Origin of the sequence: Solibacillus sp. FSL K6-1781, assembly GCF_038630735.1 — a bacterium.
In the GTDB taxonomy this organism is placed as follows: Bacteria; Bacillota; Bacilli; order Bacillales_A; family Planococcaceae; genus Solibacillus; species Solibacillus silvestris.
The window spans coordinates 263,594-280,151 of record NZ_CP152038.1; the positions used below are offsets into that span (position 1 = coordinate 263,594).

A 16,558-nucleotide genomic window follows, 5' to 3' on the forward strand; every position below is an offset into this window, starting at 1 on the left:
TTTTCTAATTAAATAAAAATTGTTAAATACCGGAAAAATATTGTTGGCCGAATCAGCTTTTGGCGTATGAAATTAACAATTAATAAAAAAAGTACAAAACTACGGAAATTCCGCTGTTTTGTACTAGAAATTCGATTATTCTATTTCAATTTCACCTAGAACGATTAACGACTCAATTAAAAGAATTAATTCAAAAAGGTTTTTTGAGCTGCGCAGGTTCCGGTCAAGCAGTTCCTCAATTTTTTGAATACGGTAAACAAGCCCGCTCATCGATAAATTCAAGTCAACCATTGTCAGATTAAGGTTTCCGTTATGATTTAAAAATGTGTATAAAGTCTTCAAAAATTCGTCTCTTTTATTTGGTTTTAATGACAAAATAGGATCCAGCTCACGTTGGGCCAATTTCACAATAATATCGCTGTTTTGATGGTTAATTAATGAGCCAAGTATATTCGTATTTTCAAAATATACGATTGTATCTCGCTTATTGATATTTAACGACGAAATTGCCTGGCGATGTGCTTCCGCAATGTCATCAATATCATTAATTACGCGGCTTAAACCAATGCGGAAATCATAATTTCTGAATTTACGCTGTAAGTGCTTCAATATATTTTGATAAATATCCTCGGTATCATCCTTTTTAGGGAACAGAAATACAATTTCATCCTGGAATTCTGTAATGAAAATAGACGTTTGATGCATTTCCAAATAGACGATGACGGACTGAATAATTTTAGAAATAGTGGAAGCTTCATGAACAGGTATCCCCTTTTTGGAGACGCCAAGATTGCCGATATAAAAATCTTCATTTAGATCAATTTGTAGGAGGTAACTGCGGCTGATCATACTTTTCTTCGAAGTATACTGCTGCTGCAGTAACTGTTCAAAAAAGTATGCTTTAATATTTTCAGTCGCTTCCAGACTCGATTTTTCATTTAAATAGCAGAGGGAGATGGAAACGGCTGAGCGTTGTAAATAATGCATTTCTTCTTTATAATTTGTATCCTTCGAAAAATAGATGAAGGAAATATAGCCAATAATTTGCTTCTGTACGATAATCGGACTAATTAAACGCGTATGATTCGGACAATCTACCTGACTTGGCTGCATAGGGTCGATTGGCTGAATTAAAATTTTTCCTGACTTTGTTTGGGGCATTTGCTGAATAAAATCCTCTTTAATAAATTCCAGCTGTTCCTGTGTCATCCCAATCGAGTGATGTGTATTAAAGCTTAAGTCCTGTACGATAGCAGGTATGTTCAGTGTATTGTAAATTGTTTCTAAAATCTGGTCGATGTGCATTCCTTGTGAAATACCAAGTGTTAGGTTGTTATGGAAAGTTGATACTTTTTCTGTGTGTTTCTTCTCTTCGAAAAGCTCCATATATGTTTTGTTCAAATCATCAATCATACGTGTCTGACTAATTTTCCTTAAGTCGGCTTGAGTTTCGGGATCCCAGTGCTCCAACATGCGCATTTCAAATGCACAATGTTCATCGCCCTTGGCACGGCACGTCATTTCTACAATATATACTTCTTTTTTCGTTAAATAAGAGGTATAGCCACTTGAATAACCGGCCAGTGTATGGCAAATACAGGAATCACTTTGACTGAAATGTTTCAGGTGTTCTTCAACTTCATAAGAATTTACCCAAATTCCTTTAGCGTACATATACTTCACCGTATCATCAGGGTTTAAGTGTAAAACTCTTTCTGAAAGAAGATCCGTAATTTGCCCGGATGCAAGGTGGTATCCGACAGCACTATTTAATTTTTCGGTTAATGTGAGTGGTAAATAATCAACTTCTTTGGCATGAGTAATACCGATATTCCAGCCATAACGCTGTAAAAAAAATTTTGCGTATTCCAGGCCTAAGCTTTCAATCAGTTCCTTCCTTAAAATTCCAAATGTATTAGTAGTAGTATACAACGCTTTATCTACATAAGATGAGCCAGTCATTTTAAACCTCCTGAATATTCGGAATATTATCTATTTTAAAATGAAACATACCATACTTTACATAGAAATGAGAAGATACTTTTTAATATTTATTAAAAATTAGTAAAGAAATTACTATTTTCAACTTAATATTATTTTCTATAAAAAACTTAAATTTGGTCTGTTATTCCTGCTTTTTGTAATATAACTAAAGGAAATTATTATGTCGGAAAGTGGCTTTATACAGAAAAACGTTTATTTTAATTTGAAAATCGTTTTCCATAAAGATGAAACAAAAAGATTTGCACAATCCATAAAAACCGTATTTTTTATACGAGTGGACGTTTGCTGTCTGATTAAGATTCGTTAATTTTTACTTATATTTGATGGTAAATTCCATAGATATTCACCATATTATTCAAAATTTAAAACCGTAATATTGGATTTAACAAATATAAGGAGTTGAAATGATGACGACAGCGCTTACAGAAAGACAAATTGAAGTAATGAATAAAATGCAGGAGATTGCAGCGAATGTTCGTAAACGTGTTAAGGAAACAGAGGAGATTAGAAGAATACCAGAAGCGACAATGCAGGAATTGAAAGATTCTGGCTTAATGTATATTTTACGTCCGGAACGATACGGCGGTTTGCAGGCAAGTGTCGAAACTTACAGCCAGGTCATTATTGAACTATCGAAAGCATGTGCTTCAACTGGATGGATTGCTTCTCTATGTGCGATTCGCGATATTATGGTGGCGGAATCATTCAATGAAAAGGCGCACTTGGAAATTTTCTCTGACAATCCGCAAGATGTATTATTTGCGGGTGTTTACGAACCACGATCTTGTACGGTCCGTAAAGTGGAATCCGGTTACCTTGTAGAGGAAGGTCACTGGATGTTCTGTTCTGGTTCACTGCATGCGACGTGGGGTTACTTTGGCATGTATACAAAAGATGAGAACGACAACATTTTAGAGCAGTTATTAATGACAGTGCCGTTTAATGTACTGGAAATTGAAGATGACTGGCACACACTAGGTCTTCGTGGAACGGGCAGTAATGCTGTAAGAATGAAAAACGTCTTCGTACCGGAACATCGTGTTACGTCATTTGTGAAAATTTTAGACGGAGATTTCCAGTCACCGCATTTACGCGATATTCCGTTATATAATTCTGCACTATTCCCATGTTTAATTTTATCTTTAGGTTTACCAGGTCTAGGTGTTGTAAAAGAGATGCTCGATAATTTTAAACAATCATTGCCATACCGTACCGCTCAGCATATGGGTGTGAAAATGATTAAAGATGCTGCAAGCACACATCATTTATTAGCAACAGCCGAGTTAAAAGTAGAAACTGCTGAACTTTACTTTATGAATTTAGCAAAATCGATTGATGAGTGGGCAGCAAAGGGCGAGATTATGCCAAAAGATTTGCGTCTGAAAGCTTTGGCGGATATTGGCTACGCAAATGAAATGTTAAACGATGCGGTTCAAGTACTTCTAAGAGCGAGCGGATCCGGTTTTGTATATGACGCAAGTCCAATGCAGCGTCTCATTCGTGATTTCTTAACATTAAATTCCCACCGTTCATTGTCTCCGGTTATTACGAGAGAAAACTATGGTAGACAATTAGCGGGTTTACAGCCAAATCAGATTCGTTATTAAGTAAATATTTACGGATTTTTCAAAAAAAACAAAAAAGTTTTCTTGTAGTTTGATAGTTGTGGATTAAAGTACAGTTACTTTTAAGTAAGGGGGCTAAGTGAATGAAACAAGCAATAGCAAAATTAGGGTATGTCGCATTACAGTCTTCGAATGTGGAAGCATCATTGCATTTTTTCCAAGATGTTATCGGCCTTGAGCTAACAGAACAGATTGGAGATACGTATTATTTACGGGCGTGGGGAGACTTCCAACACCATACACTGTCCATTGCGCCAGGTGAAGCAGGTCGGGTAACACATATCGGTTTCCGTACAAAGCGCAAAGAGGATGTTGCTTTATTTGCGGATCAATTAGGCGGCAAAGGTTATGAAATAGAGCATATCGCTGCTTGGACAACACCGGGAATCGGTGAAGCAATCCGTTTTACAGCACCATCGGGACATCGATTAGAACTTTACTATGATATTGAAAAACCGGTTGTGGAAGAAAGCCGTCGCTCTGTCCTGAAAAACCAAACGTATAAATCATACAACAAAGGCGCTTCTCCTCGACGTCTTGACCATGTCAATATTCATACGGATGCGGATGCAAGTGTCACTTATAAATTCTTCACGGAAGAACTTGGTTTCCGGATCAATGAGTGCATTGAAACAGAAGAAGGGGACATTTTAGCCGGCTGGATGAGTGTAACGCCATTAGTACATGATGTCGCTTTAGTATCTCATGAAAAACTTGAAACAACAGCGCGATTCCACCACATTTCTTACTGGCAAGATAACTCCGGCGATTTACTGCGTGCAGCGGATATTTGCAAGGAGCACGGGCTGCAAATTATTGGACCTGGTAAACATAGCATTTCACAGGCAATTTACTTATATGTGAACGATCCTGGAAGCGGTTGCAGAGTGGAACTGTTTACAGGCGGTTATTTAATTTTTGAGCCGGACTGGGAAACAGTTGTATGGCGTCCCGAAGAACGTGCATTCGGAAACACTTATTGGGGGGACAGCATTACAGGTAATCCGCTTATCGTGCCGACAATTGATGCAACAGGCATTAAAGAAAAGAAAGCTGTTCCAGCATTAGAAGTATAGGAGGATGAAAAATGACAGTAGCAAATGAAGTGAAAATTAAATCAGGTCACGTGAAAACAGGTAAATATACATCATTTGTCCATGAAGCAGGTTCAAAGACAAATGAAACGATCTTATTTTTACACGGTTCAGGTCCTGGTGTAACGTCAATCGCCAACTGGAGTTATGCATTAAATGACTGTGGGAATGACTTCCACTGTTTAGCACCTGACCTATACGGCTTTGCGGATAGTGATCATCCGGATGAACCGCTTAAGAATCGCCAATTGTGGATGGATTGCTGGGTAGAGCAATTAATTGAGCTGCTAGATTACTATGAAATCGAAAAAGCACATGTAGTAGGGAACTCGTTAGGCTGTTCCATTGCGCTAGAACTGTTGCTTGAATATCCTGAACGTTTTGACCGCGTTGTATTAATGGGTCCAGGCGGCACACCTAATACGAAGCTAAGTTTAGAGTTGGCTCGAGCAAAATCATTCTATGACAATCCTTCTAAAAAACGTTTACAACAAATTATGGGATGGTTCGTTTACGACAAAGACGCGATGCAGCCGGTTATTGACGGCTTAACAGATGCACGTTATGCCAATGCAATGCGTGAAGAAGTGAAGCGCTCAAATAACTCGATTTTCTCGACGGCAGCTGTACCGATTCCAGTCGTAGCGTTAAACCGCATCGGCCATCAGATTTTATTAATCCATGGTCAAAACGATAAAGTATGCTCAATCGAATCAAGCTATTATTTAGCAGAACATATTCCAAACGCACAATTGCATGTATTTCCTCAATGCGGTCACTGGACACAAATTGAGAAAAAAGAATCATTCAATTATTTAATTCAACAATTCTTCAACCGTAAAATTTAATTCCTTCTAAGTGTTTTCCGCTGAATAAAAATAAAGCGCTTACAAAATGAAGTGGAAGTGATTTGAAAATGTTAAATGAACGAGCAGATATCGTCGTAGTAGGTGCCGGAAACGCCGCGTTATGCGCGGCCATTTCGGCAGCGGAACATGGCGCAAAAGTAACGGTACTGGAAATTTCCTCTGAAGAAGAAAAGGGAGGAAATACGACTTATACGCACGGATCTATTCGCTTTGCTTTTAAAGATGGAGAAGAGGTTCGGCAATTGCTTCCGGATATGACGGATGAAGAATTTGCGATGACGGATTTCGGCAGCTATCCAAGTGAACAGTTTTTTGACGACGTCTGTACAATGTCAAACTTTCGTACAGATTACGATTTAACATCGATCATGACCGACAAGAGTTTTGAAACGATGCAGTGGTTACTCGATCACAATATTAAATTCATCCCGATCTATGGACGCCAAGCATATAAAATAGACGGAAAATTCAAATTTTGGGGCAACATGGTCATTGAAGCAGTCGGCGGCGGAAAAGGCTTAGTTGATGCGTTACATAATGAAGCCAATCGTATAGGCATTACTATCCATTACAATACGGCTGCTGTTGATTTAGTAACGGAGCAGCGCAAAGTAAAAGGGATTATCGTCCGTCACGCCGGTGAAGAGCGTCAAATTGACTGCCACGCGGTCGTGCTGGCAAGCGGCGGCTTCCATGCAAATGTGGAAATGCGTACGAAATATTTAGGGCCTGGCTGGGATACGGTTCATACGCGCGGTTGTAAATTTAACGTGGGAGAAGGATTACGAATGGCGATGCAGCTTGGTGCCCGTACAACAGGAAACTGGTCTGGTGCACATGCAGTTGGAGGCGACCGTTATTTATCGGATTATAAGGAAGGCTTCCAAAAATTAAGCTATCCATTCGGTATTCTCGTTAATAATGACGGCAAACGCTTTATAGATGAAGGCTCCGATTTTCGAAATTATACGTACGCCAAACTTGGACGTGAAATATTAAAGCAGCCGGGGCAATGTGCATGGCAAATTTTCGATGCAAAAACAAAACCTTTCCTTCGAGAAGAATATGAAGGGCGTCACGTGTCAAAAGTGTCCGCGCCTACGCTGGAACAATTAGCGGAAAAGATGGACGGTATCAACAAAGACCGTTTCCTGCAGGAAGTTCATGCTTTTAATGCAGCGGTCAGCCACGATACAGCATTCAATCCGAATATATTGGACGGCAAAGCAACTAGTGGTTTGGACGTTCCAAAATCCAATTGGGCAAACCCGATTGAAGAAGGTCCATTTGAAGCGTATGCCATCGGGTGCGGTATTACATTTACGTACGGCGGTTTGAAAATCTCGAAAAAAGCGGAAGTCATTCATAATGATTTCACAACGATAGATGGCTTGTATGCAGCAGGTGAAATTGTCGGTGGTTTGTATTATGACAATTATCCGGGTGGTGCCGGCTTAACTTCCGGTGCAGTATTTGGACGCATTGCAGGGGAACATGCCGCAAAGTATAGCCAACAAAAAATGACGGTTTAGGGAGGAAGTTATTATGACTATTATTGAGCGCAAAGTAAAAACAGGCGATTACGAAACATTTATTTTAGAGGGCGGTATCGGGAATAAAGATGCGGTTATTTTAATTCACGGATCTGGCCCTGGAGCAAATGGTAAAGCGAACTGGCAATTTGTCATTGATGATTATGCGGAAGATTTCCATGTCATCGCCCTTGATCTATTTGGTTTTGGCAACACGGACCATCCGGAAGAATACCCTGAAAATGGTGTCCAATGGATGTCGGTACGTGTGAAGCAGGTACTGGATTTAATGGATGCGCTAAATATCGAAAAAGCAAATCTGATCGGCAACTCCTTAGGCGGTGTAGTAGCAACCTATTTGAATATGACTGCTCCAGAGCGCTTCAATAAAATTGTGCTAATGGGTGCGGGTGTATCGTTGTCACAGCCAACACCAGAACTGTCAAAACTGGCAAACTTCCATTTAGACCCGACAAAAGAAAACTTACGTAATTTACTGAGCTGGTTCGTCTATGACCTGGACCGTATGCAGGACTTTGTGGATCAAGTTGTAGAGGCACGTTGGGAAGCATTCCAGCGTCCGGAAATCCAACGTTCTTACCGTGAAAACTTTACACGCTCAACAATGATAGAATTTCAAATTCCGCAAACGGCACTGGAGCGTATGCAAAATGAATTTTTACTCATCCATGGTCACCACGATCGTTTCGTGCCGGTACAAAGCAGCCTTTATGCATTGGAACACTTGCCAAATGCAGAGCTGCACATCTTAAAAAAATGCGGTCACTGGGCAATGATCGAACAGCGCGAAGAATTTTTACACGCGACAAAGCACTTTTTCACAAAGGATAAAAAAGAAGTACATTCTTAATCATATAAGGGGGCTATATCATGGGAGAAACAGTAGTAAGTACATTATCTGTAAGCGAAATGCTTGTTGAGAACGCTCGCCAGCTCATACCGAAATTACGTGAAGCAACATTGGAAATTGATAAAAACAGCCAAATTCCAGATGAAATTATTCAGGAAATGCGTGAAAAAGGGCTATTGAAAGTTTTACGTCCAAAAATTTTCGGTGGACATGAAACAAGCATGCAAAACTATTTTGATGTCGTGACTGAAATCAGCCGCGGAAACCCTTCTGCCGGGTGGTTCACAGCGTTAAGCAATATTCGCGATTACATGATTTCCTATGTATATGGCGAAAAAGCACTAGCAGAAATCTTTGGACCAAACCGTGATAATGATGTGATTTTAGCAGGTAACTTCAAACCGATTCGTATCGATATTGAAAAAGTTGATGGTGGTTACTACATCAAAGACGCACAGTGGCCATTCGTATCGGGTGCTCCGTATGCAGACTGGTTCTACTGTGGCGCACCGGTTGACGATGGCAATGGCGGAATCGAAATGGCGATTTTAATCGTACCTCGTGAGGATGTTACAGTTTTGGACGACTGGGATGTAGTCGGTTTAAAAGGGTCCGGCAGTAACAGTATTGTCATTAAGGAAGTGTTTGTCCCGGATCACCGCATTTCATTAGACCGCTTAGCTCAGCAGCGACATTATATGATCGATGAATTAAAAGACAATCCGTTATACCGTACACCATTCGTACCGTCACTGACATTATCAATTGCAGCACCGGTATTAGGCACAGCTCTTGGCGGATTTGATGTCCATATGGAACGTGTGAATAAAGCAGGGATCGGCAATACATTCTACAACAAAATGTCAGATGCCCCGCTGACACATTTACAAATAGCGGAAATCGATCTGAAGTTGGAGTGCGCAAGATCGTTATTCGAAAATGCGATTAAAATTTTGGACGATTACTCAACGAGCGGCAAGGAATTCACGCAAAAAGTAAGTATTCGCATTAAGGCACAGTACGGCTATGCCAACCAATTATGTAAGGAAGCATATGATTTGATGCTTGCGGGATCAGGTTCGGTATTTGCTTACAATAGCAACGTATTCCAGGCGTTTTACCGCGACTTTATTACGATGCATTTACACGCATTCATTACACCGTCAAGCTTACTTGAAACACATGGACGTTTAATGGTCGATCTTGAGCCAAACACGTATTTCGCGTAAAGTGAAACTTCAATCAGGGGGGGCTTCACCCCACTGATTGTTAGTTGAACCAATCGGGCTTTTACGGGTAGTTGATCTCCCGTCTATCCTTTCCGCCCTGCTTAAGTCTAAAGCCGGGAATCTTACTACCCGTTAATGCGGGATAAATAAATTAATAATGAAAAAAGGGGAATGCACTATGACAAATCCGGAAATTTCAAAACTCGGCCACTTTGGTTTAGTAAGTACAGATTTAGAAAAATCACTTTGGTTTTTTAAAGAAGTAATTGGTCTTGAAGAAACAGAAGAAGCAGACGGTGTTCACTATTTACGTGCATGGGGTGACTTCGAGCACCATACATTAACACTTCGTGCTGGTGAAGAGTCTCGCCTTGATCATATTGCATGGCGTACAAAACGTCCTGAAGATGTAGATGCTTTTGCTGAAAATCTGCAAAAAGAAGGAATCGAAATCAATTGGGTAGAGGAAGGTACGGAAAGAGGTCAAGGAAAAGCATTCCGATTCCAGCTTCCTAGTAAACATACATTTGAAATCTATTTTGATATGGAAAAAACATTAGCTGCACCGGAAACACGTTCTGTATTAAAAAATCAGACGCATAAATCATGGAATAGAGGAGTATCACCGCGTCGTATTGACCATGTGAATCTATTAAGCTCTATACCGGCAAATGAATTTTCAGATTTTATGATACAACACTTAGGCTTTAACTTACGTGAATATGTGGAAGCACCGGACGGCAGCTATTTAGGCGCATGGTTAAGTGTAACACCACTTGTACACGACATTGCATTTAGCTTTGATCCGCATTCCGCATCTACACACGAAGTACACCATATTTCATACTGGCTGGATAATGCACAGGATTTATTACGTGCAGCGGATATTTTAAAGGAAAACGGTATTGAGTTTAAAGGTCCAGGAAAACACGGTATTTCACAGGCAATGTACATTTATGCAATTGACCCTGGTAGTGGAGTTCGTCTGGAAATCTTCACAAACGGCTATTTAATTTTCGAGCCGGATTGGGAGCCAATTCGTTGGACGTTAGATGAGATGAGCTTAGGTTTCACTTATTGGGGCGATCAAATGGACAATAACCCTGAAAATAACCCGACAATTAAAGCGTAAAAGTGTCTCGCACCAAAGCGGATAGTTTACGAAGTGAAAATATAATCTGCAAAGAGGAGGCTTCATTATGATGGATGATCGTTTATTTAGAAATGCGATGGGGAAGTTTGCGACAGGTGTTACCGTCATTACAACAGAGCACGATAAACAAGAGCATGGTATGACAGCGAATGCATTCATGTCTGTTTCTTTAGAGCCGAAACTGGTTGTAATTTCAATCGGAGAAAAGGCACGCTGCCTGCCAAAAATTAAAGAGAGCGGCATTTTCGGTGTAAATATTTTAGCTGAAGATCAACAAGATTATTCAATGGTTTTTGCCGGTCAAAAGAAAGATGAAGTAGTAGAGGTAACTTTCGAGCGTTTAGCAGGGGTACCGGTTTTACAAGGGGCCATCGCACAGATCAGCTGTGATGTTGTATCGGAGTATGTCGAAGGTGATCACACATTATTCATCGGCAAAGTACGGGATATTAAGCTAGATGATTCGAAAGAGCCATTATTATTCTACGCGGGCAAATACCGTTCATTAGAAACAATAACTGTATAACAGGGGGATTCAAATTGGATATTCAACAAGCTGCAAGTGCCTTATTAACTGCTGAACGTTCGAAACAGCCAATTAAACCTTTCACGTCGTCAACTGATATTTCAGTTGACGACGCTTATCATATTCAGCTGTTACAAATTAAGGAGAAATTGAAGGAAGCTGAATTGGTAGGCATGAAGGTTGGATTAACGAGCGAAGTCATGCAAAAAATGTTTAATGTAGATACACCTGATTTTGGCCATATTTTGAGCACGATGGTATATGAAAATAACAGTATCATTTCGAAATCACAATTTATTCAACCGAAAGTAGAGTTTGAAATTGCTTTTTTGTTAAAGGAAGATTTAAAAGGGCCGAATGTGACTGTTGAACAAGTATTACAAGCAACAAAAGCGATTGCACCAGCAATTGAAATCATCGATAGTCGCATTATGGACTGGAAATTTAAATTTGAAGATACGGTAGCGGATAATGGTTCTTCTGCCGGGGCAATTATTGGCACACCATCTGATTTACCATCTTTTGAAGAGCTCGCAAACATTCCGATAGTCGTGAAGAAAAATGGCGAAGTGATCGATCAAGGTGTGAGCAGCGCAGTAATGGGGAACCCAGCGAAAGCAATTGCCTGGCTTGCCAATATGTTAAGTGAATATGATATCTCACTTAAAGCAGGTCAATTCATTTTAGCAGGCGCAATTACAGCAGCAGTATTTTTCGAAGTGAATGACGAGTTTGAAATTGATTTCGGTAAGTATGGACAGCTAAAAGTACGATTTACAGATTAAGGATTGAGGTGAGCAAATTGACGAAATTAAAAGTAGGCATCATCGGTTCAGGGAATATCGGTACGGATTTAATGTATAAAATTGAGCGTTGTGATGCACTGGAAATGGCGGTCATGGTTGGTATTGATCCGCAGTCGGAAGGTTTGGCACGTGCACGTGAACGTGGCTATATAGCAATCGAAAATGGTATTGAAGGATTTAAATCGCAGTTAGATCTAGTTGATATCGTTTTTGATGCGACGAGTGCCTATGCTCACAGAGAAAACTACGAGGTAATTAAAGCTGCAGGTAAAAAGATGATTGATTTAACGCCGGCAGCAATAGGACCATTCACTGTTCCGCCAGTAAATTTGAGTGAGCACTTTGAAAAAGACAATGTCAACATGGTAACGTGCGGCGGTCAGGCAACGATTCCGGTTGTGGCAGCGATTTCCCGTGTTGTGCCTGTTGACTATGCCGAAATCGTCGCAACGGTCGCAAGTAAAAGTGCTGGCCCGGGAACACGCGCAAATATCGATGAATTTACACGGACAACGGCAAATGCAATCGAAGTGGTCGGTGGTGCGAAAAAAGGGAAAGCGATTATCATTTTAAATCCTGCAGAACCACCAATTATGATGCGTGATACCGTCCATGCGCTCGTAGCCGAGACTGGGAAAGAAGAAGAAATCCGCGTTTCTATAAAAGAGATGATTGAAGAAGTAAAAACATACGTCCCGGGCTATCGTTTATGCGGTGAACCAATTTTTGAAGGCAATAAAGTATCAGTTCTATTAGAAGTGGAAGGGATTGGCGATTTCTTCCCGCCTTATTCAGGAAATTTGGACATTATGACGGCAGCTGCTGCACGTGTAGCAAATGAATTAGCCAAAAATCTAATAGCGCAAGGAGCGGTTGTGCGATGAGAGACATTCATATTTTAGATGTATCGTTACGAGACGGCAGTCACTCCATGAAGCATCAATATTCCGAGCAACAAGTACGAGATATTGCCAGAGGATTAAATCAGGCAGGTGTTGAGTATTTTGAAGTCGCACATGGTGATGGCTTAGGAGGCTCGAGCTTGCAGTACGGATTGTCTGCTGTAGACGAACTGAAGTTAATCGAAGCCGCAGCCGCTGAGTGTACCGATTCAAAAGTAGCTGTCTTACTTATTCCCGGAATCGGAATTAAGGATGATTTAAAAAATGCCGTGAATGCAGGCGCAAAAATGGCACGTGTTGCAACACATGTGACAGAAGCGGATATTTCAGCACAGCATATTGCCTATAGCCGTGAATTGGGACTGAAAACTGCCGGATTTTTGATGATGGCGCATATGGCTCCGACAAATGTCATTGTCGAGCAGGCTAAATTATTTGAAAGCTACGGTGCAGAAATCGTGTATGTGACGGATTCTGCAGGTTACCTTTTACCAGATCAAGTAACGGAACGCATTCGGGCATTGAAAGAAAATATCGGCTGTGAAATCGGCTTCCACGCCCATAATAATATGTCGCTGGCGATGGCGAATTCTTTAGCGGCAATTGAAGCGGGCGCTACTTATATTGACGGATCATTACGTGCATTAGGGGCAGGCAGCGGCAATACGCAAACCGAAGTATTAGTTGCGGTATTACAGCGTATGGGCATTCAAACAGGGGTTGATCTGTACAATATTATCGATGTCGCAAATGACATCGTCGCACCTATTTTACCGCGTCCGCAGGAAATATCAGGTTCGAGCCTCATTATGGGATATGCAGGGGTGTATTCTAGCTTCTTACTCCATACAGAAAAAGCTTCCAAACAATTCGGTGTTGATGAACGCGATATTTTAGTTGAGCTGGGACGCCGTAAAACAGTCGGCGGACAGGAAGATTTAATTTACGAAGTGGCACAGAGTTTACGGAAATAATGAAACCATCAGAATAGGAGAAGTAAATGCTGAAAAATAAATATTCTATGTTACTTGCTGTACTTTGCTTATTGATGCTTGTTTTGGTGGCATGTTCAAATGACGAGGACAACTTAAATGGTGAGGGTGAAAATACAGTTTCAACTGTAGCTAAAGCCGAAGATACAAATGGCGAAGTACAAGAAGTGAAGGCGAAATTAGCGCATTTTTATTCACCTGATATTTTCACATATGAAGGTTACGAGTTATTTTCTGACTTAGTATCTAAAAAAAGTGATGGTAAAATTCAAATTACAATTTTCCCGGCTGGTCAGTTATATAATGATGCAACTCTACCTAACGCCATTTCAAGTGGTCAAGTTGAGCTAGGTGCAACAGTTGCGGAAACATGGGCATCTAACATCGCGGCATTGGAATTTAACACATTACCAATTTACAAAGATACAGAGCATTTTCGAAAAGCTTTAAATAGTGGAATTCGTGAAATTGTTAGTGATCAATTAGCGACAATTAATGTAAAGCCACTAATTTGGACATACTTCGATTTTTCATATTTCGCATCTATTAAGGATCCATTAGTAAGTCCTGAAGATTTTGTTGACAAAAAAATCCGTACAACAGGTCCTTTAATGGCAAAGTTTGTTGAGCTCTCTGGAGGAACACCTGTATCAGTACCTGCTGTTGATGTACCACAAGCGTTACAACGCGGTACGGTTGATGCTTCAGTTTCAGGCGTTACTGGTTTCCAATCTTGGAAGTACTTTGATTACACAGAGTATTATAGCGGACCGTTCAATCCAGGTTTGGTATTACTAAGCGCAAATACTAAATGGTGGAATTCCTTAAATGAAGCAACTCAAAAAGTGATTTTAGAGGCAGCAAAAGAAACGGAAGATTTTTTAATAGAAAGTCATGACAAAGTAACAGTTGAAGCGAAAACATTCCTTGCTGAGCAAGGAATGAAATATGAAGAAGTAAATCTTGAGCAATTTTCAGACGCTATTGATGCTTTAAAAGCGCAATATTTAAACAATGCAGGAGAAGCAGGGCAACAGATCGTGGACATAGTCGAAGCAAGCCGATAATTATAAATGCTACCTTACAAAAATAAGGTAGCATTTTATTCATCTTAGAAATTCGTTTGGAGGTATATGATGAAAAAAGTAATAAAAGTAATCGACTCAATTATCGATTTTTCTGCTGTTTTAGCAAGTTTGTTTATTTTCTGTATTTGTTTCATAGTGACGTGGGGAATAATTGCACGGGAATTACATCTGAAAATATATTGGGTTGAACCATTGTCAATCTATATGTTTATAGCTGCTGCCTTTTTGACTATTCCTTATACAATGAAAATGAATGAACATATTCGGGTCGACATTTTACAGAGTAAATTATCACCAAAAGCAGCAAAAGTTTTAGATACGATACTGATGACATTTTCTTTAGTACTGTTCCTATACATTACGAAAGTTACTTACGATATGTTTTGGTCTTCTTGGACGATGAAAACAAAGGATTTATCTATTATCCAAGTACCTATATGGATTCCCCAATTATTCGTTGTAATTGGTTGGTCTGTTTTTGTGCTATCAATTTTCCGTTATATTTTAGCTATTTGGTTTGAAGAAAAGAAATCTGAATCCAAAGAGATAATAGGTGAATAAATATGGAATATTTAATTATTATTTTATGCTTCCTAATATTATTACTTTTAGGTCTACCTGTCGCATTTACACTGATTACAGTGGGAGCAGCCATTCTCTTTATAAATATGGGTGGGGAAGTCGCTTCTATTCAGGTGCCACAAGTAATATACAACGCGCTCAACAGTAGTTTACTTGTAGCGATTCCGTCTTTTATTTTAGCAGGGCAGATAATTATAAGAAGTGGTATTGGTAGCTTGGCATTTAAGGCAGCAGATAAATGGTTTGGTCATTTACCAGGGGGCCTTGCAATTGCGACCATAATTTGTTGCGCATTTTTCTCTTCATTGTCAGGTTCAAGTTTAGCTACGCTTTTAACATTCGGTTACTTAGCTTCTGAGGAAATGATACGAATTGGGTATCCGAAAAAATTTGCTTACGGTTTATTGGCTGGGACAGGGACATTAGGGATTTTAATTCCACCTAGTACACCGATGATCTTATATAGTGCTATGACATCTCAGTCAGCGAGTGATTTATTTATTGGAGCAACTTTTCCGTCATTAATTATTGTTGTCCTATTTTTGGCCTATGTTATGTTTTACGCAAGAAAGTTACCACGAAAAGAAAAAGCACCTATGTCAGAACGTATTCGGTCTTTAAGAGAAATTGTATGGATTTTTTTAATTCCTTTAGTTATTGTTGGCGGTATTTATTCAGGAATTTTCACTGTAACTGAGTCAGCTGGTATATCTTGTGTAGTTAGTATTTTTTTAGCGGTATTCGTTTACCGTACCGTTAAATGGAAAGAGCTTATTGATGTATTAAAAGCAGCAGCAACAAATACAGGAATGATCTGTTTAATTTTGGGTGGGGCAATGTTATTTGGTTTTTCAATTACTCTTATTGAACTCCCACAAATGATTCAAACTTTCTTTGAAGATATCAATTTAAATAAATGGGCATTTTTAGCAGTTCTAAGTTTACTTCTAATTGTACTAGGGATGTTCATGGAAGTTGTATCAATTTTAATGATTGTTACACCAATTATGTATCCAATCATGTTAAGTTACGGATTTGATTTAGTATGGTTTGGTATTTATTTAGTTATTTTATTAGAGGTAGCAGTTATTACACCTCCAGTAGGGATGAATCTATTTATTATGATGCAAGTATCTGAAAAACATAAAAATAAATTTGATATTATCCAAATGTCAAAAGCAGCACTACCTTACGTAGTCTTAATGGCAGTTTTGGTTTTAATTATTATTTTATTTCCAAGTTTGGTTACATGGTTGCCAAATATTATTGAAACTTAATAATTGGG

15 protein-coding genes are annotated in these 16,558 nt (G+C 39.5%); 14 read left to right on the forward strand and 1 reads right to left on the reverse strand.

Annotated features, from left to right (window positions below; translation table 11 throughout):
* Positions 1-135 precede the first annotated feature (135 nt).
* On the reverse strand, positions 136-1,962 hold the full coding sequence (locus MHH37_RS01315; RefSeq protein WP_342574674.1) for a V4R domain-containing protein: 1,827 nt from the start codon (positions 1,960-1,962) through the stop codon (positions 136-138).
* A 449-nt stretch (positions 1,963-2,411) separates the two neighbouring features.
* On the opposite strand from MHH37_RS01315, the gene MHH37_RS01320 reads away from it, so the two are divergent.
* From MHH37_RS01320 to MHH37_RS01385, 14 genes are all read left to right on the forward strand, one after another.
* Entirely contained in the window at positions 2,412-3,611 is a 1,200-nt protein-coding gene (locus MHH37_RS01320; RefSeq protein ID WP_342574675.1) for an acyl-CoA dehydrogenase family protein, read from the forward strand.
* Positions 3,612-3,712: 101 nt separating this feature from the next.
* Positions 3,713-4,705 (forward strand): VOC family protein, encoded by a 993-nt coding sequence (locus tag MHH37_RS01325; protein ID WP_342574676.1) that lies wholly within the window; start codon positions 3,713-3,715, stop codon positions 4,703-4,705.
* A gap of 11 nt (positions 4,706-4,716) precedes the next feature.
* A complete protein-coding gene (locus MHH37_RS01330; RefSeq protein ID WP_342574677.1) occupies positions 4,717-5,571 on the forward strand; it encodes an alpha/beta hydrolase in 855 nt (284 codons plus the stop codon).
* 68 nt (positions 5,572-5,639) lie between these two features.
* Entirely contained in the window at positions 5,640-7,124 is a 1,485-nt protein-coding gene (gene tcuA / locus MHH37_RS01335; protein ID WP_342576194.1) for an FAD-dependent tricarballylate dehydrogenase TcuA, read from the forward strand.
* Positions 7,125-7,137: 13 nt separating this feature from the next.
* Complete coding sequence (locus tag MHH37_RS01340) at positions 7,138-7,995, forward strand: alpha/beta hydrolase (RefSeq protein ID WP_342574678.1); 858 nt, start codon at positions 7,138-7,140, stop codon at positions 7,993-7,995.
* Between the two features lie 20 nt (positions 7,996-8,015).
* Positions 8,016-9,224: an acyl-CoA dehydrogenase family protein gene (locus tag MHH37_RS01345; protein WP_342574679.1), complete on the forward strand. Its 1,209-nt coding sequence runs from the start codon at positions 8,016-8,018 to the stop codon at positions 9,222-9,224.
* Between the two features lie 178 nt (positions 9,225-9,402).
* Positions 9,403-10,356 carry a VOC family protein gene (locus MHH37_RS01350; RefSeq protein WP_008407963.1) on the forward strand — a complete coding sequence of 318 codons (954 nt, stop codon included), beginning with the start codon at positions 9,403-9,405 and terminating at the stop codon, positions 10,354-10,356.
* Positions 10,357-10,426: 70 nt separating this feature from the next.
* Positions 10,427-10,903 carry a flavin reductase family protein gene (locus MHH37_RS01355; protein WP_179946262.1) on the forward strand — a complete coding sequence of 159 codons (477 nt, stop codon included), beginning with the start codon at positions 10,427-10,429 and terminating at the stop codon, positions 10,901-10,903.
* Between the two features lie 14 nt (positions 10,904-10,917).
* A complete protein-coding gene (locus MHH37_RS01360) occupies positions 10,918-11,688 on the forward strand; it encodes a 2-keto-4-pentenoate hydratase (protein WP_342574681.1) in 771 nt (256 codons plus the stop codon).
* Between the two features lie 17 nt (positions 11,689-11,705).
* Positions 11,706-12,593, forward strand: a complete 888-nt coding sequence (locus MHH37_RS01365; protein ID WP_342574683.1) for an acetaldehyde dehydrogenase (acetylating) — start codon at positions 11,706-11,708, stop codon at positions 12,591-12,593.
* Positions 12,590-13,585 (forward strand): 4-hydroxy-2-oxovalerate aldolase, encoded by a 996-nt coding sequence (gene dmpG / locus MHH37_RS01370; RefSeq protein ID WP_342574684.1) that lies wholly within the window; start codon positions 12,590-12,592, stop codon positions 13,583-13,585. The genes MHH37_RS01365 and dmpG overlap by 4 nt, the downstream gene beginning before the upstream one ends.
* A 26-nt stretch (positions 13,586-13,611) precedes the next feature.
* The gene (gene dctP, locus MHH37_RS01375) at positions 13,612-14,670 is read left to right on the forward strand and encodes a TRAP transporter substrate-binding protein DctP (protein ID WP_342574685.1); all 1,059 of its coding nucleotides are present in this window, start codon (positions 13,612-13,614) and stop codon (positions 14,668-14,670) included.
* Positions 14,671-14,739: 69 nt separating this feature from the next.
* The gene (locus MHH37_RS01380) at positions 14,740-15,252 is read left to right on the forward strand and encodes a TRAP transporter small permease subunit (RefSeq protein ID WP_251690484.1); all 513 of its coding nucleotides are present in this window, start codon (positions 14,740-14,742) and stop codon (positions 15,250-15,252) included.
* 2 nt (positions 15,253-15,254) lie between these two features.
* The gene (locus tag MHH37_RS01385; RefSeq protein ID WP_342574689.1) at positions 15,255-16,550 is read left to right on the forward strand and encodes a TRAP transporter large permease; all 1,296 of its coding nucleotides are present in this window, start codon (positions 15,255-15,257) and stop codon (positions 16,548-16,550) included.
* Positions 16,551-16,558 lie beyond the last annotated feature (8 nt).

Coding starts and splice junctions, on each gene's coding strand:
- dctP (WP_342574685.1), top strand. CDS start 13,612: ATGCTGAAAAATAAATATTCTATGTTACTTGCTGTACTTTGCTTATTG.
- MHH37_RS01320 (WP_342574675.1), top strand. CDS start 2,412: ATGACGACAGCGCTTACAGAAAGACAAATTGAAGTAATGAATAAAATG.
- dmpG (WP_342574684.1), top strand. CDS start 12,590: ATGAGAGACATTCATATTTTAGATGTATCGTTACGAGACGGCAGTCAC.
- MHH37_RS01325 (WP_342574676.1), top strand. CDS start 3,713: ATGAAACAAGCAATAGCAAAATTAGGGTATGTCGCATTACAGTCTTCG.
- MHH37_RS01345 (WP_342574679.1), top strand. CDS start 8,016: ATGGGAGAAACAGTAGTAAGTACATTATCTGTAAGCGAAATGCTTGTT.
- MHH37_RS01385 (WP_342574689.1), top strand. CDS start 15,255: ATGGAATATTTAATTATTATTTTATGCTTCCTAATATTATTACTTTTA.
- MHH37_RS01380 (WP_251690484.1), top strand. CDS start 14,740: ATGAAAAAAGTAATAAAAGTAATCGACTCAATTATCGATTTTTCTGCT.
- MHH37_RS01355 (WP_179946262.1), top strand. CDS start 10,427: ATGGATGATCGTTTATTTAGAAATGCGATGGGGAAGTTTGCGACAGGT.
- MHH37_RS01340 (WP_342574678.1), top strand. CDS start 7,138: ATGACTATTATTGAGCGCAAAGTAAAAACAGGCGATTACGAAACATTT.
- MHH37_RS01315 (WP_342574674.1), bottom strand. CDS start 1,962: ATGACTGGCTCATCTTATGTAGATAAAGCGTTGTATACTACTACTAAT.
- MHH37_RS01350 (WP_008407963.1), top strand. CDS start 9,403: ATGACAAATCCGGAAATTTCAAAACTCGGCCACTTTGGTTTAGTAAGT.
- MHH37_RS01330 (WP_342574677.1), top strand. CDS start 4,717: ATGACAGTAGCAAATGAAGTGAAAATTAAATCAGGTCACGTGAAAACA.
- tcuA (WP_342576194.1), top strand. CDS start 5,640: ATGTTAAATGAACGAGCAGATATCGTCGTAGTAGGTGCCGGAAACGCC.